We start from the raw sequence: 26,267 nt of genomic DNA on the forward strand, positions 1-26,267 counted from the left end.
GCCTTGGAGGCAAGCCTCATCCCAAGAATTATCCGATGACAAAAACGTCAACAGCGACAGCGGCTGGCCTGCGGCCGAAAGCGGCCACAGGCGACACGCGCCAGCGTCTCCTCGTTTGCGGAGAGGCATTGGTTCGCACGCGCGGCTTCAACGGGTTTAGCTATGCCGATCTCGCCTCAGCGGTCGGCGTGCGCACCGCAAGCATTCACTATTATTTTCCGAGCAAGACAGACCTCGGCGTGGCGCTGATCGCGTCATATGACCAAAGATATGACGCCGCGATGGCGCAGATTGTCCGCTCCACCGAGGATGGCGTGCGCCGCATCCGCGCCTATGCTGACCTTTACCTCGACGGGCTGGAGCAAAATCTCGGCTGCCTTTGCGCCATTCTGGCGATAACGCCCGATTTTCTTCCGGTGGAAATGCGCGACGCCGTCGGGCGCTTCTTCAAAAAGCATTTCCATTGGCTGGAACAGATGATTGAGGAAGGCCGGGCCAATGGATCTATTCGGGCCGACGCCGATCCGCAGCGCCAGGCGCGCATAATCATCGCCCTGCTCGAAGGCGCATTGTTGATGGAGCGCATGCTCGACGGCGAGAAAGGATTTCGCAGCGTCGTCGCGGCGATGGAGAGCCAGCTTCGTCCGCGCTGATCCCCGTAGGGTCAGCTCAAGGCATCGCGCGGCGCAAAGAAGCGGCGCGACAAATGAATTTAGAGCAACGCCTGCGCGTAGCGAGTCAGCGTCGGCGTGTCGGTGATATCGAGGCGCAGCGGCGTCACCGAAATGCGGTTGTGCGCGAGCGCCTCGACGTCGGTTCCCTTCCCCGGCTCCGAAAAAGGACGATCAAAGGCGATCCAGTAATAGGGGTTGCCGCGGCCGTCCGAGCGCGCGTCGACATTGACGAGATAGCCGCGCCGGCCCTGCGCCGTCACCGCGACGCCCTCGACCGCATCTGGCGGACAATCGGGGAAATTGACGTTGACCACGGTGTTCGCAGGAACGCCCGTCGCCAGGATTTTCTCGATGAGGCCCGGCGCATGAGCCTGCGCGCAGCTCCAGAAGGCCTTCTCGCGGCCCGCGCGGCCATAGGCCTGCGACAGGGCGATCGCCGGAATGCCGAGAATGGCGCCTTCCATGGCGCCCGCCACCGTTCCCGAATAGATCACGTCCTCGGCGACATTCTGCCCGGAATTGACGCCGGAGAGCACGACGTCGGGCTCGCGCCCGTCAAGAATGCGGCGCACCCCCATGATGACGCAATCGGTGGGCGTTCCCTTCACGGCGTAGCGCCGCTCGGAGATCCTGCGCAGCCGCAGCGGATCGTTCAGCGATAGCGAATGGGCGACGCCGGACTGATCGCTTTCGGGCGCGACGACATAAACATCATCCGAGAGCGCTGCGGCGATCTCCTCCAGCACGCGAAGCCCGGGCGCATGGACGCCGTCGTCATTGGTCACGAGAATGCGCATCAATTCGCTCCTGTAACCGCCGGCGGCATGACGCCAACGCCGCGCCGAAGCGGTCCGGCCGGCCATGTGTCAATCGAAAGCGTTAAAGGACGGGGGAGCCGATCGCGTCCGCTCTATAGGAGCAGGAAGGCTCGCGCGTCAAACGGAATGAGGGCTGGTCCTGCGGCCCGATCGCCGCAGCCTTACGCCGCGGCCGGCTATTTCGCGCAGGCGGATTCGGTTATGATGTCGAGGCTTGAGAGCTCGCCCGAGAGGATAAAATCGCCATAATCGAGCTTGAGCGCCCGCGATATTCCGTTCTGATATAGGTCAAAAGCAAGAATATAGCTTGGGCTTTCATCCTTTTTGCCCGTTTCGAAATAGCTGATCGAAACCGGCCATCGCGTCATCCCGGCAAGTTCGCCAATCTGCGCCGCCTTTTCCGGAACCGGCGTATTGATTGGACGGCCGATATAGGTCGTCGTCTCGAAGAGCTTTTCACCGGTGTCCGAACCGTCGAAGACTTTGAGTTCGAGAAGATTCTTTCCGGCTTCTGCCGCGGCGATGATGCGCTTCAGGTGCTCGGTTGGAAAGACCACGTCGTCGCCGAGTTCGAGCTTGCTGCGCTTCGGCTTGGCGAGATTGACGAGCAGCGGACCGCGGCCGGCCTTCACCGCCTTGCCGTCGATCGATTCGGCAAGGCCATTGTCGACGCGAGTCTGCATCTTGAAATCGAACGTCTTGCCGTCCGAATCCTCGAAGGTCGCCGAAAGCATATCCGAGACGCGGGTCGGACCTTCGGCCGGCTGCAATTCGGTCATCTGCCGGAAGTTCTGCACATAGCCTTCGCAAGGAGAGCCGGTGAAATCAAACGCAATGCGGCCATGCGCGGCGGTCGGGCTCTTGGCGCCGACGGATTTTGAAAGGCTCAACTCATAGACGGCGCGATGCGGCGTCAGCGAGATGGCGGCTGCTGGATCGGCGTCCTTCAGCTGATCCATCTTGACGTGATCGGGCTTGATCTGATCCGGCGCCGTTCGGCCGGCCTCGGCGCGGACAACGGCCCCGCCAGCGACTAGACAAATAAACGCGCCGGAAATCAGGAGCCGTGCATGTGAGTAAGACATGTTCGTTGATCCTTGATGATGGCGACGGCCAAACGGTTCCCTCCCCAGGAAACGAATCTTGCCAAGGCGTGCAGCCTAAGGTGATTGGACGGCGCTTGCAACTTATACAGGCCGATGGCGCGCTGGGCAGGCCCTCGCGCGCAGCGCCGGCCGGGGTTTTACTGCTCTGCGTCCGGGGCGGAGCGCCCATAATGTCACGGATGGCGCGATGTTTGCTTGGCGTTTCTTGAATGAACGGTGGACATCTTCGAGAGGCCGTGTCCCGCGGCTTTGAACGCGAATCGATCCGCGGCGTTACAATGCTGGCGCCGGAAGGCTGCCCCAAACTGGCAAAATTGGTCGCGCTTCGTTAAATTTCCCTTACAGAGAGCCGCTATTTGAACGATTCATCTGGCAATTAACCAAGCCCGGCGATTTGCCGGTCGGGAGGCTTGCGAGCAAAGCAAAAGGATTGCGCGACCGCTAACGAAGATTTCACGCCAGGCTCACACAATAAGCGAGTTGCGCCCAATCCTCTCCGCGGAGCGGCGGGGCTGTCATTGTCAGGGTGCTCGAACTGTTGTATTTATCATCGGCGAATGACCTCAATCTTTGAGGCGCAAGGGCTATCTGATGCTGTATGGAACTTTCATCTACTTCAGAGATTCTATTCGGCGGTTCCCGGCTCTACATCGATTGGTTTGGCGGACGCGCAAGGCCATCTGGGCGTTGCAGAATATCGGACAGCCAAAACGGCCGATCGTCGACGCCGGCCCGGTCGTGATCGAAGCCATTCGCACTGGGCGGCCAATGGCCGCAGGAAAAATCGGCTTCACGGAATTGCTGGGCGTCCGGCATTACGTCAAGCGCAGGGAAGCGCGCGCGAAGCGGCAACCCTTGCCGCCCTATCCCCCCTATGCGGCGGATACGCTGTTCATCAATTCGGGCGTGTTTCCAAAGACCGACGAATTCTACGACCGCTTCGGCGCCTTCTTCATCGAAGCTATCGCTAATATGGACGTCTTGGCGTCCTGGGGCCTCGCCGGAGAAGCCAACATCTTCAACACGGTCGCGCCCGAGGCGACTCTTGTGACGCGGATGAGCCTTGAGCCCTATCTGCAGTCTGCTCCCTGGACGGCGGCTCTCGAAGGCAAGCGGGTCCTGATCGTCTCGCCCTTCATCGACACGATTTCGCAGCAATACCAGCGTCGTGAGGAGATCTGGGAGGACAAGAGCATCCTGCCCGCCTTCACCATGCTCTCGCTCCGGGCCCCGTTCAGCGCAGGGTTGGTCCCGCCGAAACAACCGGACTGGATCGCCGCGGTCGAGGAGCTGAAGGCGCAGATGGACGCGATCGATTTCGACGTCGCGCTGATCGGAGCCGGCGCTTTTTCGTTGCCGCTCGCGACCCACGCCAAGAAGCGCGGCGGCGTCGGCATTCATATGGGCGGATCGCTGCAGCTGCTGTTCGGCGTCTATGGCAACAGGTGGAAAGAAGACAAGGAATTCCAGCGCTTCTTCAACGACAGCTGGGTGCGGCCGAGCGCCGCCGAAACGCCCGAAGAAGTCCATAAGAACGAGAACGCCTGCTACTGGTAGGCGGACCGAAGAAATCGCCAGCAGTGCGAGGCGTTGACGAAAGCTGAAATTTTCGTCTCCGGGCGCTACTGGCCGGCGCCAATATGCTCTATATGCTCCGCAAAACAAACGGAGCCTGAGCATGAGCAAGACGGAAGCAAAACTGGCGGCGCTTGGCGTTACTCTGCCGACCCCGGCCGCGCCGGTCGCCAATTACCTCGGCTATGTGGCGACAGGCTCGCTGCTCGTCATTTCCGGTCAACTGCCCTTTGGCGCCGACGGCAAGATCGATCCCGCGCATGCGGGCAAGATCGGCGCGGAAGTCTCGGCTGAGGCGGCCAAGGCGGCGGCGCGGCTCTGCGTCATCAATGTTCTGGCTCAGGCCAGGGCCGCCCTCGGCGATCTCGACCGGATCGTGCGGTGCGTGCGGCTCGGCGGTTTCATGAACGCCGGCCCCGGCTATTTCAATCTGCCGCCTGTGATGAACGGCGCATCCAATTTCATCGTCGAGGTTTTGGGTGAGGCCGGACGCCACGCGCGCTCAACCGTCGGCGTCGCCGAACTACCGCTGAACAGCGCGGTCGAAGTCGAGGCCATGTTCGAATTTTCGGCCTGACGGCGAGCGATGAAACGCCACCGCGCGACGGTAGACGCTCCGGCCTGGCTGACGGCGCGCCCGATCGCCCATCGCGGGCTGCACTGCATCGCGCGCGGCGTCGTCGAAAACAGCATCGCCGCGGCGGAAGCGGCGATCGCTAAAGCCTACGCCATCGAATGCGACCTCGAACTGGCGGGCGATGGCGAAGCTGTGGTGTTTCACGACGAAACGCTGGACCGGCTAACCCATGCCGAGGGCCGCGTCGCTCAGTTCTCCAGCGCCGAACTCGAAACTGTGGGTTTTCGCGGCGCCGACGCCCATATCAAAACCCTGCGCGCCTTCCTCGCCGCGGTCGCCGGCCGGACGCCCCTCATCATCGAAATCAAGAGCCGCTTCGACAGCGATTTCCGCCTCGCCGAACGCGCGCTCGAAGCGTTGTCCTCCTACGCCGGACCCGCCGCGCTGAAAAGCTTCGATCCCGTTATCGTCGCCTTCCTGCGGGCGCGCCGGCCGGGACGGCCGGTCGGCCTGATCGCCGAGGCGCATTTTACGGCCGCCGACTGGCCGCGTCTTTCGGTCAAGCAGCGCGTCGGCCTGGAAGCGTTCACGGATTTCGCGCTGGCGCGGCCGGATTTTCTCTCCTGGAATGTCGCCGATCTGCCGCATGCGGCGCCGCAACTCTGCCGCCACAGCCTTGGGCTTCCCGTCATGACCTGGACAGTTCGGACGGACGAAGAACGGCGCCGGGCCGCCCATTTCGCCGACCAGATCATCTTTGAAGGCTTTGAGCCATAAAATCATCCGGCTCCAACGAGCGGATTTGTCAGCGCGCCTTTGCGTATCCGAGATGAAACTGACATCGCCTGGAGCGACACTGTTTACTGCCGAGATCTCGTTGTTCGCACCGCGCGCGGCTACTGTATTCTTTCATGCATAGCTAAAAGCGCGTGAACAATAAATTCCAAAGAAAAGCTAGCTGAAAAAACATTTATGAGTTGTTATAGCAACTCCAAAGGATAGAGTCGTATAGTGGCGTTATCTGCATTCAACAATGATATTCGTGAATTCGGGGAGAGGTAATGAAATTCAGCAAAAGCGGCCTTGCAAAAATGGCCGGCCCAGCGAGTTTATCTGTGCTGATTTGCGGACTTGCCTCGCAAGTCCAGGCGCAGGCGGTGTCGTCGTCGCGCGTGCAGCCCCTTTCCGGCAACCCCAATGGCGTCATCGATTTCGCCAACGCAAAGCCAATGCCGCTTCCTCGTATCGACAAGGCCCCCGCGCCAGGAGCGCCGCGCGCTCCCTCCGCGGCAAAAAAATCATCGGTTGGCGTGGTTCCCGGCTCTGATTCGGGGGACGGCCAGACGAGCCCAATTCAGCTCGCGCCGGCGAAATCTTCGCTGAAGGCTGTAACGCCTTCGCTTGGCGTGACGCAGGCGAATGGAGTGACGTCGCAGGCGAATGGACAGGCCGCTCCCTATCACCCTTACACGATCGCCCAGGCGAGCGCGCTCAAGGACAAAACGCAGAATTCCTTTCCCTATCGCGCAGCAGGGAAGCTGTTCTTCCTGGACAATGGCCAAACCTTTGTCTGCTCGGCGTCGCTCATCAAGTCCGGACTTCTTGTCACCGCTGCGCATTGCGTGGCAAATTTCGGCACGGGCCAATATTATTCCGACTGGGTCTATGTCCCGGCCTACGATAATGGCAAGGCGCCTTATGGGAAATGGAAAGGCGTTCAGGCTTTCGCGCTGCCAAGCTATGTGAATGGGAGCGATTCCTGCGCCACTCCCGGCGTCGTCTGCGAAAATGACGTCGCGGTCATCACCCTCTACAAAGGCCGGTCGCTGCCGGGCAAGCGGACAGGCTGGCTCGGCTACGCATATGGCGGATTTGGCGTAAACCCATCAGGCCAGGCGCACATCACGCAGCTCGGATATCCCGTCGGCCTCGACAAAGGCGCTGTCATGGAGCGTGGCGATTCGCAAAGCTACATTGATCCGGCTAACTCCAACAACACGATCATCGGATCCAACATGGACGGCGGCTCCAGCGGCGGTCCTTGGATCCTCAATTTCGGCATCGGCCCAACGTTTACGGGCGAAGACGCCGGCGTCGATCCAGATCCCAACACCGTCGTCGGCGTGACCAGTTGGGGCTACACCGTCACCTCTCCCAAGGAGCAGGGAGCGTCGCCCTTCACGAGCAATAATATCGTCAACCTTGTCAACGCCGCTTGCGCCGCCTCGCCGTTGGTGTGCTAGAGCATCTACCGCAAAAGTCGCAGACTCTTGCGATGGGAAGATATGTTATTTCAAACGGATAAGGCGTTTCACGATTCCACAGATCGTAAAACGCTCCAGGCAAAAATAAAGGGCGCCGCTTTATTTTAAGCGGCGCCCTGGATTTCCCGGCCGGCGCATTTAATTGCCGCCGGCCGCTTGTAAATTTGATGATCGCGTAAAGCCCCGCTTCGCCGACGCCAGAGGCGATCTACCCGTCGACCTTCGCAGCCGCCGGCTTGTTTGCGGCGCTGCGGTCGACGCGGGTGTAGAGCGTATAGGCCGGGTCGAAGATGAATTTGACCAACAGGCCAGCCCAGGATTTATGCGTCTTCAGCCCATCGTAGAATTCAGGCGCCATGCGCTTCAGCTCCGGCAGCCGCCGCCACGGAATGTCGGGAAAATCATGATGCTCATTGTGATAGCCGATGTTCAGCGCGACGAAATTGAGCGGGCCGTAATAATCGAACGTCTCCTGAGCCGGATCATTGGTGAAATGCTCCTGCACCCAGCGCGCGCCGAGCGGATGCAGGCCGCCGACCGAGAACCAGAATGAGGCGAGGAGATACACCAGCGCGTTCGGCCCGAACGCCAGCAAGATCGCGACGTCGAACAGGATGACGCAGGCGGCGTTGATGAAAGTCCAGCGTCCCCACATCGGCACCGTGCCCCGCAGCCGCCCGAGCCGGGCGAGCTGGAAGGCCGCGAAGAAGAACATCCACGCCGCCTTGCCGTACCAGCTGTGGCCAAACGTGCGCGCTTCCCAATGGCTCGGCAGATCGGCGTCGTAATCGTAGTCGCCGAGATGGGAGTGATGCTTGATGTGATAATAGCGAAAGCCCATCGCGGTCGGCACGCCATTGGGAAGATCGGCGAGAATGCCGGCCCATTTGTTCCACACCGGCCCCTTGAAGATGGCGTTGTGGCAGGCGTCATGGATAACGACGAACATCGCGTGATTGGCGAAGGCGCCGACGCAGAAGGCGACGATGAGCGCCAGCCACCAATAGCCGATGCCGAGCGAGCCCATGAAGGCTGCGATCGCGACCTGCAGGGCCACGACGCAGAGGGTGATGACCGCCGTCAGCGGGTCATAGCCGACAAGCTGCGCGACCTCGGGATGGGCCGCGAGGATCGCGCGCCGCCGGATCGGATGGGGACGCGGCTCAGCGGTTTTGAGAAAACCGTCCGCGGCAGGCGCTGCAGCGTCGACGCCGACGCCTCGGAACTCTGATGCGTGCAGGTTCATTTTTGTCTCCTGAAGATGGATCGCGCCAAGATTAGAGCGAGCCGCTTCATGTCGATCTGATCCAGCTCATATCATACTTCAAATCATGCGACAGTCTTGCGCCATTTCGTGCGGCGGCGTGATCGGCGAACACTTGGAATAACTCTAGTTCGCCGGCAAGTTGCGCGCCTTCCCGAGGGATATAGACGGCCCGCGTCAGGCGGCGAGACTTTTCTCGTAAATCCGGTGCACCTTGTCGATGCGCGCGCCGGCAAGTTCGATCGGCCGGCGCATGCCCATATTGTCTTCAAGCACCCAGCCGAATTCGACGTTCGAATAGGAGCTGTCGGCGCTACGGCGCCTGATTTCCTCGATGAAGGCGAGGATGACCGCGCCGCCCACGGCTTTGCGCTGCAGCGCCCGGCGCACGCCAAACAGCAGCAGCCGTCCCGACGTGAATTTATGCTTCCTGATGCGCGAAATGACTTTCGGCAATCCGAACGGAAACAGACGTCCGCCGAGGTCGGCGGTGATTTCATGCAGATTGGGCAGCACCACCGCAAAGGCCTGGGGCACGCCGTCGAGCTCGATCATGACGCCGCCTTCAGGCGGCATGATATAGCGCAGGCTTTCGGCGCTCGACATGAATTCTTCCAAGGTGAACGGAACAAAACCCCAATTGTCCGCCCAGGCGTCGTTGAAGATATCGATGATGATCTTGGCCTCTTCCGCCATATCGTTGAGGCGGAGCTCGCGGATCTTCAGCCGGTCGCGCCATTCCGGCCGCGTGATCACGCTCGGGCGCGCCTCACGGTCCTTTTGCGTGACGTCGTAACGGTAGGAGATCAGATCGCGCGCCTTGACATAGCCGAGCCGCTCGAGCGCCGCGACGAGATAGGGCGGGTTCCAGGTCATGAAGACCATCGGCTGAGAGTTAAATCCCTCAACGAGCAGCCCGAGTTCCCCATTGATCGACGGCGAGAACGGTCCGTAGATCAGTTTTTCGCCGCGACCCTGCAACCAGCCTTCGGCGGTTTGCGTCAGGGCCGCGACGACTTCATCATCGTCGATGGCGTCGAGGCAGCCGAATTGCGCCCGCGACGCCCCGAGCGGCGCGGGAACCTCCGGCTTGTAGATCTGCGCCATGATGCGGCCGACCGGCTTGCCATCCTTCAGCGCGAGCCAGCCCTGCCAGTCGACCAGCTTGAAATGCGGGTTGAGCCGCGCGCCATACAGGGTCCAGCGCTCGGCGTCGAGCGGGGGCGCAAAACCCTCCATGCCCTTGTAAAGCTGGCGCGGCAGGCGGCAAAAGCTCAGAAAATTCTTCACGCCGTCGGCCACAACGATTTCGACCGCGCCCGTCTTTGCGGCTTGGGATCTAGCGTCCAAAAGAGAAGCGCTCCTACGCGATTTCGCGATTCTCCGGCCGGGATTCGGGAACAATCCCCGCCCCAGGAGCGGACCGGCGCGCAAGGTGTCAGCTGGGCGCGAAGGCGTCAAGCGCGGCCAAAATGCGTCAGGTTGCGCTCACGGCTTCGACGGCCTGAACCGCCGCCGCGATCGACGGGCGTTTGGCGAGGAGATCGATCACCGCCTTGATCTCTTCCTGCGTATGCGAGGCGGAGATGAAGAAGCGCAGCCGCGGCTGGTCCTTTGGCACGCCGATCTGGATGATTGGCGGCACATAGAAACCATTTTCCATCAAATGGCGTGACGCGTCGAGGGTCTCGAGGCTGTCGGCGAACAGGATCGGAACGACGCCGCGTCCGATCGCGGGGCCGGTGTCGAGCCCGGCCTCATGCGCCAGCGTGACGAACAGTTCGGCGTTGGCGCGCAGACGCTCGATGCGCCAGTGTTCCTCCTGCATCAGCCGGAGAGCGGCGGCGGCGGCGGCGGAGATCACCGGCGACAGGCCGACCGAATAGACAAAGCCCGGCAATGTGTAGCGCATCCAGTCGATCACGGCGGATTTGCCGGCGATGAAGCCGCCGCAGGACGCAAGCGCTTTAGATAGCGTGCCGACCATCAGATCGACCCGCTTCGGATCGACGCCGCAATGCTCGCAAAGGCCGCGGCCCTCCTCGCCGAGAACGCCGAGCGAATGCGCCTCGTCGATCATCAGCCAGGCGTTGTGCTGTTCCTTGATCTCGACAAGGCGCGGCAGGTCGGCGATGTCGCCGTCCATGCTGTAAAGGCCCTCGACGACGATCATCACATTGCGATAGCGATCGCGGCGTTCGCGCAGCAGGAAATCGAGATGATCGAAATCATTGTGCCGGAACATAATGGTTTCGGCGACGGCGCTTTTGGCCCCGCTGACAATGCTATTATGCGACAGTTCGTCGATGAACAGAGCGTCGCGCGAGCCGAGCAGGTGTGAAATTGTCGTCACATTGGCGAGATAGCCTGACACGAGAGTGACGGCTGATTCCGCGCCGATGAATTTGGCGATGTCGTCTTCCAGAATATGGTGCAGCGAACGCTGGCCGCCGACGAGGCGGGACGCGAGCGCGCCGACGCCGAATGTGTCGAGCGCCGCCGCCGCAGCGCTTTTCACCGCAGGATGAGTGGAGAGGCCAAGGTAGTCATAATTGGCGAAACTCGTGAAGCGTCGGCCGCTTGCCGCTGCTTCCTGGCGCAGACTGTCGATCGGAGCGAAAAAGGGGTCGCCGCTTTCGAGGTACGCCTTGCCGGCGAGACGAAAGCGCCGCGTCGCGTGATCTTCGAGGCTGTTGAACTTGGTCACTTAGCTCGGATGTCCAATGGTTCAAGGAAAGGTTTTTCGTCGCCGCGGCGCGCCGGTTGAAAATTTCAATCGGATCGCCATGATGAACGCGAGCAATAGCATCGAGTTTTCAAGGCGGCAAAAGCCAAACTGTAACCTTGCCGCGCCCTCGCCGCGTAAACATCTATAAACATATATTTTTCAAAATGTTAACAAGCTTCTCAATTCAAGTTACAAATCGTAACAGAAGCCTTGGACGCCCCAGTCGGCCGCCAAAACCTCCCCACCGCGGAAAAATATCCTCCCCTCGAATCGACCTTTTCGCCGCCTCGCATCGAGAAAAAACACTTCGTGATCGGGATGAGAAGCTCAAGCTTTGCTGATCGCTTCCGCGCCTTTCGGTCGGCTGCCTTTTGACTTAATGATGGGCGGTCCGGCCGCGCTTCAACTTGAAGGATTACGCCATGAATGATGTCGTCCTGCGCACTCCAATGCAATATCTCGACAGGGCCAATGGCGCGCTGCGCGAGCTTGGACTGCTGCCGGCCAGAATCGAGGCCGCGCCCATCAACGCGCTGCTGGAGAAAATCTCCGATCTCGATCCCGAAAAGATCGCCGTCATCGCCAAGACCCTTGGCGAAGCCTCGGTGTTCAACGAAGTGGTGCGCAATGAGACCGCAGCGATGTCGATCGGCCAGCGCTACCAGGAGATCGCCAAAAGCTTCGACTCCATCCGCGACGACGCCAAGATGATGGTCGATCAGCTCGATGACGGCAAAATCGATCTGATGGAGCGCGTCAACAACGTCTGGATGAAGGTCAGCCGCGGCGACATTGGCGTCCGCTTCGACAAGATCAGATCGGTCTATCTCGAGGTGACCGCGGCGACCCACGATCAGATCGATCGCGAGGGCCGCATTCTCGAAGCCTATCGCGATTTCCGCGGCGCGATGAAGCAGTCCGAAGTGATGGCGCTCGAGGTTCAGGAATCGGCCGAGGCGAAGCTTGCGGCCGCCAAGGCCGGCCTCAAAACCGCGGCCGAGGCGGTCGCCAATTTTGCCGGAACAGCGCCGGCGGAACGCGCCAATCTGGAGCTCGTGCGCGATGAGCATCTTCGCCGCGTCCAGAACGAGGAGAAGCGCTATCAGATCGCCAAGGATCTCGCCGACAATCTGACCATCAGCTACAACACCTCCGAGGTCATCATGGCCCGGCTGATGCAGACGACCAACGCCAAGGAGCGGGTCTATGCGCAGTCGGTCAGCTTCTTCTCGACCAATGACAGCGTGCTGACGGCGCTCCGCGCCTCCTTTACCGGCCTGTTCGGCCTGCATGAATCGACCGCGACGCTCGATGCGATGAAAGAAGGGGTGTCAAAGTCGATCGAGGTGCTGGCCGAGATCGGCGGATCGGTGCAGGAGGCGGCGCTGCGCAGCGGCTACGGCCCGACCATCCGCGCCGACGCGGTGAAGAAACTCGTCGACAGCGTCGTTAATTATCAGGAGCGGGCGATCGGCATCGTCGACGAAATGCGCGACATGGCGACGAAAAACTCCACCGAGATCCGCGACGCGGTGGAGGCCGGCAACCGGCGCATCGCCAAGCTGATTACGGAAGGGAAGGCGTTCGACGTCAATGGCTGACAGCGCCGCCGTCGCAGGTTCCGCCGAAGTAAAACTCAACGACCTCATGCTCGCCATGGACGTCGTCGACACGCTGCGGCATCAGGAAGCTTTTGTCGCGCGCGAGCTTGACGAGGAGGGCCGCGAGCAGGAGCTGACCGCGCGGCTGCGCAAGATTTACCGTGACCAGGGCATCGAGGTGTCGGATGCGGTGATCGCCGAGGGCGTCAAAGCCCTGAAGGACAGCCGCTTCGTCTATACCCCGCCCCGGCCGGGCCTCGGCGTCACGCTTGCGCGTCTGTGGGTGCGGCGCGGACGCGTCGGCGCATTCGCAGCTGGACTGCTCGGCCTCTTCGGCCTTGCCTGGATCGGCTATTACATTCTGGCCGAGCGGCCGGCTCAGCAGAGACAGATCGAGCTTTCGACCAATCTGCCGAAAGCGCTCGAGGCGGCCTATGCCGACGCCAGCGCGGAGGCGAAGGCCCCCGCCGCCCGCGACAGAGCCGCAGAATTGCTCGCCGACGGACGGCGCGCGGCGCAGAACGCCGATCCGGCCGCAGCCAAGTCGGCCCTCGACGGCCTCAAAACGCTGAGCGCGGATTTGCGCCAATCGTATCAGATCAGGGTCGTCGCCAGCCCAGGCGAGAAGAGCGGCGTTTTTCGCATTCCGGACCGCAACACCAATGCGCGCAATTACTATCTTATTGTCGAAGCGGTCGGCGCGGACGGACAGCCGATCGCGCTGCCGATCAAGAGCGAGGAAGACGGGACGACGAAAATGACGACCAAATGGGGCCTGCGGGTCGACAAGCAGACCTACGACCGGGTCGGCGCCGACAAGGCCGATGACGGCATCATCCAGAATCGGACCCTCGGCGAGAAACGGCGCGGCTTCCTCGACGTCGATTATTCCGTGCCGGCCTCCGGCGCGGCGATTACCCAATGGTGAGCGCATGATCACTGGCCAGCAGGCGCTGTGGCGGCTGGAGCAGGCGACCGCGGCCGTCCGCGCCGAGGAAACGCAAAGCGCGAATGCGCTTGCGGCGGCGGACCGGGAGCTTGCGGGGCTGCGCGCCGGCCGCACGGCCCTGCTGCGGCAGCTCGCCGGAGCCCGGCTCGACGCCATGCAAAGCGAAAAGATCGCCGGCGATCTCGCCTCCGCCGAACAGCGGGCCCTCAAGATGCTGGATGACGGCCGGGCGGCGCTGGAGCAGTTGATGGCGAAGATCGCCGCGGCGCAGGCGGCGCGCATGGCGGCCGAAGGCGCGCGCCGCGCCAAATCCGACGAGGTCGCGGAAATCCTCAATGCGCTCGAAGATCTCCAGGCCGGCGTTGAGGCGAAGGTGCGCGCCTCGGGCGATTGGATCGCCAGCAAGGAGGCGGTCGACCGCGCGCAAAAAATTTTCGCAGCGGCGGAGTCGAAAGCCACCGCTGCCACGGACGATAGCGCGGCCAAGGCCAAGCCCTATGAGGACGACCCGCTGTTTATGTATTTGTGGTCGCGCGGCTTCGGCACGTCAGCCTATCGCGCCGGGCTGTTCGTCCGCTTCATCGACGAAAAGGTCGCGCAGCTGGTCGGCTTTCAGAATGCGCGGCCGAATTACGCCATGCTGAAGGAAATCCCGGCGCGGCTGCGCCAGCACGCCGAGCGTTGTCGCGCAGCCGTCGACGAGGAGCGGCGCAAGCAGGCCGCGATCGAGGCGGCGGGCCTCGACGCCGCCGGCGCAAAGCCGCTGAACGAGCGCCTCGACGCGGCGCGGCTGGCGCTGAGCGAGGCCGACAGCCGGCTGAAGGCGGCAGACGCGACGCTGCAAAAGCTCGACGCAGAGCACGACAGGACCCTCAAATCCGCCGCGCAAACGACCGGGGCCGAGGCGGTCGCAATCGTTTCGGACGCGGATTCCCGCGCCTCCATCGCCGAGCTCTATCGCAAGGCGGCGATGACCATGTCGCCGGCGGACGACAGCCTGGTGCGGCAGATCGAGGCCGGCGACAAGACCCTTGCGGCGGCGGAGCGGCGGCGCGTCGATCTTTTGGGCAAGGCGCAGGCGATCGCGCAGCGCCGCCACGAGATTGAGACGGAGCGGGCGCGCTTCTATCGCCGCGGCTATGACAATCCGATGGGCGGCTTCTCCAATGAATCGGCGATTTCCGATGCGCTCGGCGGATTTCTCAAAGGCGCGATCACGGGCGCCGTCCTCGGCCAGGTGTTTCAGGGCGGCTTTCAGGAGCGCGACCGGCGCGCCGACAGCGGCTTTGGCGGCGACGGCGGCTTCAATTTTCCGGGCGGCGCGGGCGGCGGCTGGATCGATCCCGGCAGCGGCGGTTTTGGCGGTGATGGCGGCGGAGGCTTTGGCGGCGACGACGGCTTCCGCACCGGCGGCGGCTTCTGAAACGCTCTGCTTCGAGAGCTGACGCATGAAGGCGCTCGCCAAAGCCAGCTTTCCAATCTTCGCCATCGCCGGTTTCGCCCTTGCCGCCGCCGCGTTTTTCGCGGCGCGCGGGGCGGACGCCCTCTGCGGCGGCGAGCGGTTCGCAATCGAGCGCGCGGGCGGCGGCGCCTCGCCCTATATCCGGCTCACCGCCGGCTCCGTAACCGGCGCCTTCCTTCTGGACTATGGCGCGACCGAGAGCCTGATGTCCTCCGCCGCGCTCCCGCCCGGGGCCGGATCGACGGAGATTTCCAATTTTTCGCTTCCCAGTTTTTCGCATGGGCGCTTCAAGCCGGGCTCGTTCGAGCGCCTGTCGCTCCAGCCTGAGGGAGGCCAGCTTGGCGTCGTCGGGACCGATTTCCTGGCGCGGCTCAGCGCGCAATTCAGCGGGGACAAGGTTTTTCTCGGACCAGAGGCTTGCGCGGCGTCGGCGCTCGCGGCGAAGGGCCTTAAACCGATCGCGCAGGCCGGATTCTTTTCGTCGGACCCCTCACGGCTTCCCGCCGGCCGGCCCAATGTGCCGGTGGTTTTCCTGAATTTTGGCGGCGGCTCGTCAATATTTGCGCAAATCGACACCGGCTATGAGGATGTGAAATATCGCCACAGCGTCGATATCAACCGGCCGCTGTTCGAGCGGCTCGCAGCGAGCGGAGCCGCGCTAGAGCTTGTCGAGCAAGCGACGATCACGACTTGCAGCGGGTCGGAGCCGCGCGCCGTCTACCGGCTCAAGGACCGGCCGCTCGTGATCGAATCGGAGGCCGGCGCGCCGATCCGGCGCATCGCGGATTTTTATCTGACAGTGAAGGCGCCGAACAGCTGCGGCGGCATCGCGACGATGCAGGCCCCCGCGGCCCAACTCGGCGCATCTTTTCTCAAAAGCTTTGGGACGATCGTGTTCGATCCAAAGTCCGAAACCGTATGGATCGAGGCTGAGAGCGGGCCGGACTCCGGCCGCTAACCCTCCCGTCGCATCACGAACTTGATCTCTCCGCGCCGGGCCGCAAACCTAAGTATAATGGACCAAAAGCGCCGCATTGCCCAATGTTGCGAGGACTTCAGATCCTCGGAAAGGACGAGAAGGCCCATCGCGCCGCCGACGGCGGCGGATATTTTGCTTCACAACGGAGAACTCACATGCGGAAGAACTTCATCTATGCTTCGACAGCGCTGCTTATGCTCGCCTTTACCGGCGCAGCTTCAGCCGAGGGCCAGAACGCCTCGGAGCGTAACCAGACGTCGGAATCGCGCAGCAGCGCCACGACCGAGAGCTCCGGTAATCCCCACAAGACATTGAGCCCCAGCGATGAAGTCGGCGACCATACCAGCGCCTATGACTCAAAGCACGGCTACGACAGCGACGACGCGCATTGAGGCGGACGCCACATAGCGTCTGACGAAAGGCGGGGCGGCGCTGTCCTGCCTCCAGGCTCGCCTCAACCCTGCACGATAAGCAAAAGGAAGGTGACGAACAGCAGAACATGCACGCCGCCCTGCAGCGCATTGGTCCGGCCGCTGGAGAAGGTCACGATGCTGAGGCCGAGAGTCAACAGCAAGACGACGAGATCAGCATGCTCGACGCCAAGGGTGATCGGCAAACCGTACCAGTAGACGATGAGCAGCATGATCGGCACCGTGAGGCCGATCGACGAGAGAACCGATCCAAAAAGGATGTTGATCGAGCGCTGCAGATGGTTGGCTCTTGCGGCGCGCACCGCGCTCACGCCCTCGGGCGACGTCACCAGAAGCGCGATCGCGACGCCGCCGAGAATGGTCGGCTGTTTCAAGGTCTCGATCACATAATCGACTGGATGAGCCATCTGTTCGGCGAGATAGACGACTGGAACGAGATAGGCTGTCAGCATCGCGACATGAAACGGAACCGTACTCCCTCCCGCGCCGCGCTGTTCGTGCCCCGGCTCCTCGCCAAGAGTGAAATAACCGCGGTGACGCCCTGTTTGAATAAGGAGAAAACCACAGTAGAGGGCGATGGAGAACAGGGCCAACACAAATCGCTGCTGCGTCGAGAGCGTTGGTCCCGCCGACGTGACTGTATAGTCAGGCAGCACGACGCTCATCACGGCGAGCGGTAATATCAGACCGAGATAGGCGTTCGCGCCCTGCAGATTATAGCTCTGCTCCTTATGGCGCAGCGCGCCGGTGAGGAGCGACAGCCCGACCAGCCCGTTGAGGCTGATCATGATCACTGAGAGCAGCGTGTCGCGCACGAGCGTCGGGTTCGGATCGCCGTGCAGCATGATGGCGGAAATGCTCATGACCTCGATGAAGGTCACCGCGAGCGTCAGGATCAGCGTGCCGAACGGCTCGCCAAAATGGGCGGCGAGGTGATCCGCGTGCCGGACCGCCGAGAGCGCCGAGCCAAGAATCACAACGAAGAGCAGGCCAAAGATCGCCGCGAGAATAAGGGGATTGGAGAGGCTGGCGAAAAACGCGCCGCCCGACCACCAAAATAGCGCGCAGGTCGCCACCGCCACGGCGAAAAACCAGTCGGACCGCCAAAAAGCGCGACCGTCAGCCGCCATTACGGTTTTCTCCTCAACCCCGTTATTGAGCTTCGCCAAAAAGCGCTCTGCCCTATTCCAGCACCATCAACAGATCGCGCGCATCGATCTGCTGACCCGGCGCGACAAGAATCTCCTTGATCTTGCCGTTGCAGGGCGCGTGCAGCGAGGTCTCCATCTTCATCGCCTCGAGGGTCGCAACGACGTCGCCGGCCTTGACCTCCTGGCCCTGGCGGACCGCGATCGTCGAGACCGCTCCCGGCATCGGCGCGGCGACATGATGATCATTGCCCTCCTCCGCCTTGCGCCGGACCACGGCGGTGACCGCCGCCAGCCGGTCCTTGACCCGGACGATGCGCTGCTGGCCGTTGAGCTCGAAAAAGACCTTCTTGTGGCCTTCCTCGTCCACTTCGCCGATGGTTACGAGCAGCAGCACCAGCGTCTTGCCGGGCTCGATCTCGATCGCGATCTCGTCGCCCGGCTGCATGCCGTAGAAAAACACCGGCGTCGGCAGCGTCGAAACCGGGCCGAAGCGGCGCACGGTCGCCGAAAACTCGGTGAACACTTTCGGATACATAAGGTAGGAGGCGAGGTCGTCGTCGGAAAGATGACGGCCGCAATGCTTTTCCGCCTCGATCCGCGCCGCGCCAAGATCGGTCGGCGGAAGCAGCGCCCCGGGGCGTCCTTCGATCGGCTTCTCGCCCTTCAGCGCTTTTGCCTGCAAGGCCGGCGGCCAGCCGCCCGGCGGCTGACCGAGATCGCCGGCGAGCATGTCGACGACGGAGGTCGGAAAGGCGATGTCGCGCTCGGGGTCGAGCACATCCTGCGGCGTCAGGTTCTGGCTCACCATCATCAAGGCCATGTCGCCGACGACTTTGGACGAGGGCGTCACCTTGACGATGTCGCCAAACAGATCGTTCGCGGCGCGATAGGCTTTCGCGACTTCGTGCCAGCGCGTCTCGAGCCCAAGGCCGCGCGCCTGTTCGCGCAGATTGGTGAACTGGCCGCCCGGCATTTCATGCAGATAGACTTCCGAGGTGCCGGCCTTGAGGTCGCTCTCGAAGGCGGCGTATTGCAGGCGCACCGCCTCCCAGTAAAAACTCAGCTGGCGGATGATTTCGGGATCAAGCCCGGTATCGCGCGGGCTGTGGCGGAGCGCCGAGACGATCGAGCCAAGGCAGGGTTGCGAGGTCATGCCCGACATCGAATCGATCGCCGCATCGACCGCGTCGATCCCGGCGTCGACCGCGGCGAGCACGGTCGCCGCCGACAGCCCCGACGTGTCATGCGTATGGAGGTGCAGCGGCAGCCCGACCTCTTCACGCAAGGCCTTGACCAGGATTCTCGCGCCGGCAGGCTGGAGCAGGCCGGCCATGTCCTTGATCGCCAGAATATGACACCCGGCCTTTTCAAGATCCTTGGCGACGCCGACGTAATAGTTGAGCGAATATTTGGCGCGGTCGGGATCCAAAATGTCGCCGGTGTAGCAGATCGCGCCTTCAGCCAGCTTGCCGGTCTCGACCACGGCGTCGATCGAGACGCGCATATTCTCGACCCAGTTGAGGCAATCGAAGATGCGGAACAGATCGATGCCCTGCGCGGCGCGGCGCACGAAATATTTGACGACATTGTCCGGGTAGTTGGTGTAGCCGACGCCGTTTGCGCCGCGCAGCAGCATCTGCGTCAGCAAATTCGGCGCGCGTTCGCGCACGAGCGCAAGCCGCTCCCACGGATCTTCCGAAAGGAAGCGCATCGAAACGTCGAAGGTGGCGCCGCCCCAGCATTCGAGCGAGAGCAGCTGCGGCAATCCCTTGGCGTAGGCGTCCGCGACGGCGACGATGTCACGCGTGCGCATGCGCGTCGCAATCAGCGATTGATGCGCGTCGCGCATGGTGGTGTCGGTGACGAGCACGCGTTCCTCGGCGCGCATCCATTCGGCGAAGCCCTTGGCGCCGAGTTCCTCGAAGCGCTGGCGCGTTCCGTCCGGGATCGGGCGATCCGGGAAATAGGGCGCGACCGGCGCGCGCGCGGACGCCGGCGGCTTCGCCCTGCCCCGCGTCTCCGGATGGCCGTTGATGGTGACGTCGGCGACCCAGGTCAGAAGCTTGGTCGCGCGGTCCTTGCGCTTCTTGAAGTCGAACAGCGACGGCGTGTCGTCGATGAAGCGGGTTGTGTAGTCATTCGCTACAAAATGCGGATCGTTGATGATGTTGTGCAGAAAGGCGAGATTGGTGGCGACGCCGCGGATGCGATATTCGAGCAGAGCGCGGTCCATGCGCCGGATGACCTCTTCCGGCGTCGGCGCCCAGGCGGTGACCTTCTCCAGCATCGGATCGTAAAAACGGGTGACGATCGCGCCCGAATAGGCCGTGCCGCCGTCGACGCGAATGCCAAAGCCCATCGCGCCGCGATAGGCTGTAATGCGGCCGTAATCGGGAATGAAATTATTTTCCGGATTTTCGGTGGTGATGCGGCATTGCAGGGCATGGCCGGAGAGGCGGATATCCTTCTGCTCGGGGATCCCGGTCTCCTCGAGGCGGCCGATGCGCTTGCCTTCGGCGATTTTGATCTGCGCCTTGACAATATCGAGGCCGGTCACGACTTCGGTCACCGTATGCTCGACCTGAATGCGCGGATTGACCTCGATGAAGTAAAATTGGTTGGTGTCGGCGTCGAGCAGGAATTCAACGGTGCCGGCGCCGCAATATTTGGTCGCCCGGCCAATTTTCAGCGCCGCCTCGCAAAGGCCCTGGCGGGTCGCCTCGTCGAGATAGGGCGCGGGGGCGCGTTCGACCACTTTCTGATGGCGGCGCTGGATCGAGCAGTCGCGCTCGAAGAGATGCACGAGATTGCCGTGCGAATCGCCCAAAATCTGAACCTCGACGTGGCGCGCGCGGAGCACCAGCTTTTCGAGATAGACTTCATCCTTGCCGAAGGCGTTCTTGGCCTCGCGCTTGGCGCTGAGCACCGCGTCGAGCAGCTTGTCCTCGCTCTCGATCGGGCGCATGCCGCGCCCGCCGCCGCCCCACGACGCCTTCAGCATGACGGGATAGCCGACCCCGAGCGCGAGGCGCTTGATTTCCGCCGGATCGTCCGGGAGGGGGTCCGTGGCCGGCATGACCGGAGCGCCGGACCGAACGGCGATATTGCGCGCGGCGACCTTATTGCCGAGTTCGCGCATCGTCTGCGGCGAAGGGCCGATGAAAATGATTCCCGCCTCGGCGCAGGCGTCGGCGAATTCCGGGCTCTCCGACAGGAAGCCATAGCCGGGATGGATCGCGTCGACCTTGGCTTCCCGCGCGACGCGGATGACTTCCTCGATCGAGAGATAGGCTTCGAGCGGACCCTTGCCGGCGCCAACCTGATAGGCTTCGTCGGCCTTGAAGCGATGCAGCGAAAGCTTGTCTTCCTCGGCGTAAATCGCCACCGTCCTTATGCCGAGCTCCGTCGCCGCGCGAAACACGCGGATGGCGATTTCAGAACGATTGGCGACCAATAGACGACGAATTCGGGCCATGGCTACTCGCTGCCGGTTCGGGGAGGCGGATCCGCGATGGCGGGATCCATAAGGAAGGCCAAGATCAAGACGGCGCCCATTTAGACGCAAGCCCAGGGAAATGAAAACGCCATCGTCGTCGGACGGGAGCCCGCAAACAGCGATGAAGATAAGTCGAAGCAAAAAGCAGGCCTTGCGCGCGGCGAGGCCGCCAGGCTCCGGACCCGCGCCCGCCAAGCGGGAAGCCGAGGCTCGCGTCACGGGCCTGATCGCAGCGCTCGTCGCGGGTTTTGCGCTCAACGCCGCGCCAGGGAGGGCGTCGGCGGAGGGGATTCAAGCCGCGCAAGCGGCGCAGGCCAATCAAGCGGCGAACTCGGCTGAGGACTGCGCCATTCCGCCGGCAAGCCAGGGCCGGCGGCGCGTCGACCTCGAAAAAGCCCGTGTCAAAAGCGTCGACGAACGACTGGAGCTGACGCTCGACGACGGCCGCAGGCTGAAGATCGCCGGCCTCGATCCGCCGCGCCCGACGCCGGGCGCCCCCGAGCTCGACATTGAAACGGGACAAAAGCTCGGCGCCTGGCTCTCCGGCAAGGCGGTGATCTTCCGGCCCGTCTTCACCGCGCCGGATCGCTGGGGGCGCATCAATGCCGAAGTGTTCGCGCCGGCCGGCGAGGACGACGGGTCGCCGCCGATCTCCGTCGCGGGCGCGGCGCTCGACGCCGGACTGGCGCGATTTGAGTCCGGCGCGGCGGGACGGCGGTGCCGCGCCTTTCTGCTTGCCGCCGAAGGCGCGGCGCGCGCCGCCGCGCTTGGCCTTTGGGGCGATCCATATTATGCGGTAATCGCCGCCAGCGACCGCGCCTCCTTTGCTGAAAAGACCGGGACAAGCGTCATCGTCGAGGGCCGCGTCGCCCGTGTCGAGGAGGATAAATTCCGTACCCTGCTGCTGTTTGGCGAGCGCCGCGGCTGGGATTTTTCCGTTACAATATTGCAACGCAATCGGAAACTCTTTACGGCCGCGGGGTTGGATGTCTCGACGCTGAAAGACAAAACAGTGAGGGTGCGAGGCTTGCTCGATATGCGGTTCGGGCCGCAGATCGAGATTGAACGCCCTGACGAAATCGAAGCGATGACGCCAGGGCAGGACGCCGCCGCCGCTTCGTCCCGGCGGTAAGACAGGTCTTCGAGCGCGATGCCTTTCATGAGAATTGTTGGCGCTCGACATCTTGCCGGCGTCGCTCCCCGCCGCAAAGCCCTGACGACCCGGCCTCCCGCGTCCTCGCTGCGCGCCGCGATCCTCGTCGCATTCGCCGCATCCCTCGGGCTCGCGGGCTGCGCGTCGATCGAGCCGCAGGGCGAGCAATCCTTCAAACTCGAGACGCCGCCGCTGCCGCCGCGCCCGCCAAAGCCGGAAAGCGAGGCGAGCGCCGAGCACAACCGCATGGTCGCCCTGTTCGACGGCGAGTACAAGGACCCCGCCGCCGAGCGCTATCTCAATGATATTCTGGCGAAGCTCGCCAAGGCCGACGACCGCCGCAGCGAGCCCTATAAGGTGACGATTCTCGATTCGCCGATCGTCAACGCTTTCGCGCTGCCGCCGCACGATCTCTTCATCACCCGCGGCCTGCTGGCGCTCGCCAATGACGCGTCGGAAGTCGCGGCCGTCATGGCCCATGAGATCGCCCATCTCACTGCAAAGCACGCGGTCCGTCGGGAGGAAGAGGAAAAGCGCGCGGCGGTGATCAGCCGGGCCGCGAGCGTCGTCCAGAACAAGGAAAAGGGCCAGGAGATCGAAGCCTCCGCGCGGCGCACGATCGCGACCTTCTCGCGCCAGCAGGAGCTCGACGCCGACCAGATGGGCATCAAGGGGATCGCCAAGGCTGGCTTCGACCCTTACGGCGCCTCGCGTTTCCTTGGCGCGCTCGGACGATCCGCCGTCCTGCGCACCTCGCTGATCGGCCAGAACGCCAGCGCGGACAAGCCGGATATCCTCGCAACCCACCCTTCGACGCCGGAGCGCGTGACGCAGGCGATCGCCGTCGCGCGCCAGATCGCCGCCCCGGGCATCGGCGTCACGGACCGCGACGCCTATCTTTCCGCCATCGACGGCATGGTGTTCGGCGACAGTCCAACGGAAGGAACGGTGCGCGGACGCAACTTCCTTCACGCCCGGCTCGGCTTCGCCTTTGCCGCTCCCGAAGGCTTTGTCCTCGAGAATGCGTCGAAGGCGCTGCTGGGCGTCTCGGCCGACGGCAATCAGGCGCTGCGGCTCGACAGCGTCAAGGCCCCGCCGGGCATGTCGCTTGAGGCCTATATGGCCTCCGACTGGATCGACGGTCTGGAACAGGGCTCGATCGAGACCGTCGACGTCAACGGTTCGCCGGCGGCCATCGCCAGAGCCAAAGCCGGCGACTGGAGTTTTCGGCTCGCCGTGATCCGCTTCGAGGCGGGCGAGTTCTACCGGCTGATCTTCGCGACCCGCATCGAAAGCCAAGACAGCGAGCGGCAGTTCAAGGACGCGCTCTCGTCGTTCCATCGCGCAAGTCCGGAGGAAATCCGCGCCGTACACCCGCTGCGAATCGAAATCGTCACGGCAAAGCCCGGCGAGCGCGCGGAAGATCTCGCGGAGAAAATGGCGACGCCCGACCGCACGCTCGAATTCTTCCGGCTGATCAACGGCCTTGAGGCCTCGGCGCCGCTGCAGGCGGGCGAGCGCTACAAGATCGTCGCCGAGCAGAAATAGACGCGCGGGGCGGGCCGGCGGCCGCCTCTCGCGCCCGAAAGGCGGTCGAAGTGGAGACCATCAACGGCCACGCGCCCGCCTGCTTAAGCGAACATGTAAAATCTGGACAAACAGGCCCGGAGGATGGATGCTGGCGAAAACGACCGGGGCGACAATCCGTGTCGAGCGATGGGGGAGACAATGACGCTGCAAGCGAAGCTGATATGGGCTGCGGTGGCAGTCGTCGGCGCATTTTCTTTCGGGGTCGTCGCCCTGACTCGCGGAGAATCGGTCAACGCCGCCTGGCTGGTCGTCGCATCGGTCTGCATCTATGTCATCGCCTTCCGCTTTTATGGTCTGTTCATCGCCCATACAGCGCTGGGCATCGATCCGACGCGGAAGACGCCGGCCTATCGCCACAATGACGGTCTCGACTACGTCCCAACCAACCGTTACGTGGTCTTCGGCCACCATTTCGCCGCCATAGCCGGCGCCGGGCCGCTGGTCGGTCCGGTTCTGGCGGTGCAATTGGGCTATCTGCCCGGCACCTTGTGGATTCTCGTTGGCGTCGTGTTCGCCGGCGCGGTCCAGGACATGACCGTGCTGTTCTTGTCCACCAGGCGCGACGGCCGCTCGCTCGGCGACATGGTCCGCTCCGAGATGGGTCCAGTCGCCGGAAGCATTGCCGGCTTCGGCGTGATGTTGATCTGCGTCATTGTCCTTGCCGTGCTCGCCCTCGTCGTCGTCAAGGCTCTGATCGGAAGCCCTTGGGGGACCTTCACCGTTTTCTGCACGATTCCGATCGCATTGTTCATGGGCGTGTACAGCCGCTACATCCGCCCGGGACGCATTGGCGAGATGTCCATCCTTGGCGCGATCCTTTTGCTGCTCTCGCTGGTCTTCGGTCGCGCCGTCTCCGAGAACCCGGCGATTGGACCCTATTTCGATCTCTCCGGCACGACGCTGGCGCTGAGCATCATCGCCTATGGCTTCGTCGCCTCTGTGCTGCCTGTCTGGCTTTTGCTGGCGCCGCGGGACTATCTGTCGACCTTCCTGAAGATCGGCACGATCGCCGTTTTGGCGGTCGGCATCATCCTCGTGCATCCCAATCTTGAAATGCCGCCGGTGACGAAATTTATCGATGGAACCGGACCGGTCTGGGCCGGCGGGCTGTTTCCCTTCCTGTTTATCACGATCGCCTGCGGCGCCGTCTCAGGCTGGCACTCGCTCATCGCATCGGGCACCACGCCGAAAATGCTTGAGAACGAGAGCCAGATTCCGTTGATCGGCTATGGCGGCATGTTGATGGAATCTTTCGTCGCCATCATGGCCCTGATCGGCGCCTCGATTTTGCATCCGGGCATCTACTTCGCGATGAACAGTGGGGCGGGGCTCATCGGCACGACCGCCGAGCAGGCGGCGCAGACGATCTCGAACTGGGGCTTCGTCGTGACGCCCGACATGCTGACCCAGATTGCCCGAGATGTCGGCGAGACCAGCATCCTATCGCGCACCGGCGGCGCGCCCACCCTCGCCGTCGGCATGGCGACCATCCTGTCGAGTTTCCTCGGCGGACGGGCGATGATGGGCCTCTGGTATCATTTCATCATTCTGTTTGAGGCTTTGTTCATCCTGACCACGGTCGACGCGGGCACCCGCGTGCTGCGGTTCATGATCCAGGATTACGTCGGCGCCGTCGTTCCCTCCTTCAAGGCGACGAACTCCTGGGCGAACACGATCATCGGCTCGGCGCTGGCCTGCGTCTTGTGGGGCTACATCCTGTATCAGGGCGTGATCGATCCCTATGGCGGCATCTGGACGCTATGGCCGCTGTTTGGAACAGCCAATCAGATGCTTGCCGCGATCGCTTTGATGTTCTGCACCGTTGTCCTGTTCAAGATGAAGCGCCAGCGCTACGCTTGGGTGACGATTGCGCCGACCGCCTGGCTCGTCGTGGTCACGGTCACCGCGGGGCTGGAAAAGGTGTTCAGTCCCAACCCCGCCGTCGGGTTCCTGAGCCACGCCCGGAAGTTCTCCGAGGCGTTGGCTGCGGGTAACGTGCTCGCGCCGGCGAAAGATCTGGAAACCATGCGGCGGGTGATCTTCAACGACTATCTGGACGCGACGCTTGCCGCCTTGTTTGTCGGCGTCGTCCTGACGACCCTGTTCTATGCGGTGGTTCATATCCGCAAGGCGCTGGGCAGCTCGAAGAGCACCGCGGTCGAGATCGGCGGCGCGGCAATGGCGGGAGGCCAGAGTTGACTGAGACGACAGGGCTCCGATTCGTCTGCGAGATGGTGACCAAGACCGCCCGCCTGATGGTCGGCGTCCCGGACTATGAGACCTATGTCGCGCATCGTCAGCTCAATCATCCAGACAAGCCGATCATGACCCACACGGAATTTTTCCGCGAGCGTCAGGAGGCGCGCTACGCAGTCGGCAAGGGGCGGTTCCGCGGCTGCTGCTGAGCGCGCCCGCGCTGGTCTTTCCGGCTGGCGTTCGAGGGCTCGAA

General features: G+C 62.9%; 21 protein-coding genes. 14 read left to right on the top strand and 7 right to left on the bottom strand.

Translation table 11 applies throughout. The features are described 5' to 3' along the window. Positions 1-35 precede the first annotated feature (35 nt). Positions 36-653: a TetR/AcrR family transcriptional regulator gene (locus tag MSIL_RS06880; RefSeq protein ID WP_012590379.1), complete on the top strand. Its 618-nt coding sequence runs from the start codon at positions 36-38 to the stop codon at positions 651-653. A 59-nt stretch (positions 654-712) separates the two neighbouring features. On the opposite strand, the gene surE is transcribed toward MSIL_RS06880, so the two are convergent. Next, complete coding sequence (gene surE / locus MSIL_RS06885) at positions 713-1,471, bottom strand: 5'/3'-nucleotidase SurE (protein ID WP_012590380.1); 759 nt, start codon at positions 1,469-1,471, stop codon at positions 713-715. A 197-nt stretch (positions 1,472-1,668) separates the two neighbouring features. Beyond that, on the bottom strand, positions 1,669-2,577 hold the full coding sequence (locus tag MSIL_RS06890; RefSeq protein WP_012590381.1) for a cell envelope integrity EipB family protein: 909 nt from the start codon (positions 2,575-2,577) through the stop codon (positions 1,669-1,671). A gap of 708 nt (positions 2,578-3,285) precedes the next feature. On the opposite strand from MSIL_RS06890, the gene MSIL_RS20080 reads away from it, so the two are divergent. The 4 genes from MSIL_RS20080 to MSIL_RS06910 all read left to right on the top strand — a co-directional run bounded on the left by MSIL_RS20080 (position 3,286) and on the right by MSIL_RS06910 (position 6,993). Continuing rightward, complete coding sequence (locus MSIL_RS20080; protein WP_148213041.1) at positions 3,286-4,155, top strand: hypothetical protein; 870 nt, start codon at positions 3,286-3,288, stop codon at positions 4,153-4,155. 121 nt (positions 4,156-4,276) lie between these two features. Continuing rightward, a complete protein-coding gene (locus MSIL_RS06900; RefSeq protein ID WP_012590383.1) occupies positions 4,277-4,750 on the top strand; it encodes a RidA family protein in 474 nt (157 codons plus the stop codon). Between the two features lie 9 nt (positions 4,751-4,759). Next, positions 4,760-5,527 carry a glycerophosphodiester phosphodiesterase family protein gene (locus MSIL_RS06905; RefSeq protein ID WP_012590384.1) on the top strand — a complete coding sequence of 256 codons (768 nt, stop codon included), beginning with the start codon at positions 4,760-4,762 and terminating at the stop codon, positions 5,525-5,527. A gap of 284 nt (positions 5,528-5,811) precedes the next feature. Then, positions 5,812-6,993, top strand: a complete 1,182-nt coding sequence (locus MSIL_RS06910) for a trypsin-like serine peptidase (protein ID WP_012590385.1) — start codon at positions 5,812-5,814, stop codon at positions 6,991-6,993. Positions 6,994-7,222: 229 nt separating this feature from the next. On the opposite strand, the gene MSIL_RS06915 is transcribed toward MSIL_RS06910, so the two are convergent. From MSIL_RS06915 to MSIL_RS06925, 3 genes are all read right to left on the bottom strand, one after another. Next, the gene (locus MSIL_RS06915; protein ID WP_012590386.1) at positions 7,223-8,260 is read right to left on the bottom strand and encodes a fatty acid desaturase; all 1,038 of its coding nucleotides are present in this window, start codon (positions 8,258-8,260) and stop codon (positions 7,223-7,225) included. A gap of 195 nt (positions 8,261-8,455) precedes the next feature. Then, on the bottom strand, positions 8,456-9,628 hold the full coding sequence (locus MSIL_RS06920) for a hypothetical protein (RefSeq protein WP_012590387.1): 1,173 nt from the start codon (positions 9,626-9,628) through the stop codon (positions 8,456-8,458). 127 nt (positions 9,629-9,755) lie between these two features. Then, the gene (locus MSIL_RS06925; protein WP_012590388.1) at positions 9,756-10,985 is read right to left on the bottom strand and encodes an aminotransferase class I/II-fold pyridoxal phosphate-dependent enzyme; all 1,230 of its coding nucleotides are present in this window, start codon (positions 10,983-10,985) and stop codon (positions 9,756-9,758) included. Between the two features lie 443 nt (positions 10,986-11,428). On the opposite strand from MSIL_RS06925, the gene MSIL_RS06930 reads away from it, so the two are divergent. From MSIL_RS06930 to MSIL_RS06950, 5 genes are all read left to right on the top strand, one after another. Then, the gene (locus MSIL_RS06930; protein WP_012590389.1) at positions 11,429-12,607 is read left to right on the top strand and encodes a hypothetical protein; all 1,179 of its coding nucleotides are present in this window, start codon (positions 11,429-11,431) and stop codon (positions 12,605-12,607) included. Beyond that, positions 12,600-13,535, top strand: a complete 936-nt coding sequence (locus tag MSIL_RS06935; protein ID WP_012590390.1) for a DUF6384 family protein — start codon at positions 12,600-12,602, stop codon at positions 13,533-13,535. The genes MSIL_RS06930 and MSIL_RS06935 overlap by 8 nt, the downstream gene beginning before the upstream one ends. Before the next feature lie 4 nt (positions 13,536-13,539). Next, the gene (locus tag MSIL_RS06940) at positions 13,540-14,979 is read left to right on the top strand and encodes a coiled-coil domain-containing protein (protein WP_012590391.1); all 1,440 of its coding nucleotides are present in this window, start codon (positions 13,540-13,542) and stop codon (positions 14,977-14,979) included. Between the two features lie 25 nt (positions 14,980-15,004). After that, positions 15,005-15,976, top strand: a complete 972-nt coding sequence (locus tag MSIL_RS06945; protein WP_012590392.1) for a hypothetical protein — start codon at positions 15,005-15,007, stop codon at positions 15,974-15,976. A 176-nt stretch (positions 15,977-16,152) separates the two neighbouring features. Continuing rightward, positions 16,153-16,389 (top strand): hypothetical protein, encoded by a 237-nt coding sequence (locus tag MSIL_RS06950; protein ID WP_012590393.1) that lies wholly within the window; start codon positions 16,153-16,155, stop codon positions 16,387-16,389. A 62-nt stretch (positions 16,390-16,451) separates the two neighbouring features. Here the strand turns inward: MSIL_RS06950 and MSIL_RS06955 are convergent, their stop codons facing one another. Next, a complete protein-coding gene (locus MSIL_RS06955; RefSeq protein ID WP_012590394.1) occupies positions 16,452-17,558 on the bottom strand; it encodes a calcium:cation antiporter in 1,107 nt (368 codons plus the stop codon). A gap of 52 nt (positions 17,559-17,610) precedes the next feature. Beyond that, positions 17,611-21,054 (bottom strand): pyruvate carboxylase, encoded by a 3,444-nt coding sequence (pyc, locus tag MSIL_RS06960; protein ID WP_012590395.1) that lies wholly within the window; start codon positions 21,052-21,054, stop codon positions 17,611-17,613. Positions 21,055-21,226: 172 nt separating this feature from the next. Here pyc and MSIL_RS20085 point away from each other — a divergent pair, with 172 nt between their 5' ends. The 4 genes from MSIL_RS20085 to MSIL_RS06980 all read left to right on the top strand — a co-directional run bounded on the left by MSIL_RS20085 (position 21,227) and on the right by MSIL_RS06980 (position 26,223). Next, positions 21,227-22,207, top strand: a complete 981-nt coding sequence (locus MSIL_RS20085) for a hypothetical protein (protein WP_049768119.1) — start codon at positions 21,227-21,229, stop codon at positions 22,205-22,207. A gap of 27 nt (positions 22,208-22,234) precedes the next feature. Continuing rightward, positions 22,235-23,776, top strand: coding sequence for a M48 family metalloprotease (locus MSIL_RS06970; RefSeq protein ID WP_148213042.1), 1,542 nt, complete (start codon positions 22,235-22,237; stop codon positions 23,774-23,776). Positions 23,777-23,956: 180 nt separating this feature from the next. Next, a complete protein-coding gene (locus MSIL_RS06975; RefSeq protein ID WP_041367716.1) occupies positions 23,957-26,017 on the top strand; it encodes a carbon starvation CstA family protein in 2,061 nt (686 codons plus the stop codon). Continuing rightward, positions 26,014-26,223 (top strand): YbdD/YjiX family protein, encoded by a 210-nt coding sequence (locus MSIL_RS06980; RefSeq protein WP_012590399.1) that lies wholly within the window; start codon positions 26,014-26,016, stop codon positions 26,221-26,223. Before MSIL_RS06975 ends, MSIL_RS06980 begins: the two co-directional genes overlap by 4 nt. Positions 26,224-26,267: the final 44 nt, after the last annotated feature.

This window comes from Methylocella silvestris BL2 (assembly GCF_000021745.1).
Classification (GTDB): Bacteria; Pseudomonadota; Alphaproteobacteria; order Rhizobiales; family Beijerinckiaceae; genus Methylocapsa; species Methylocapsa silvestris.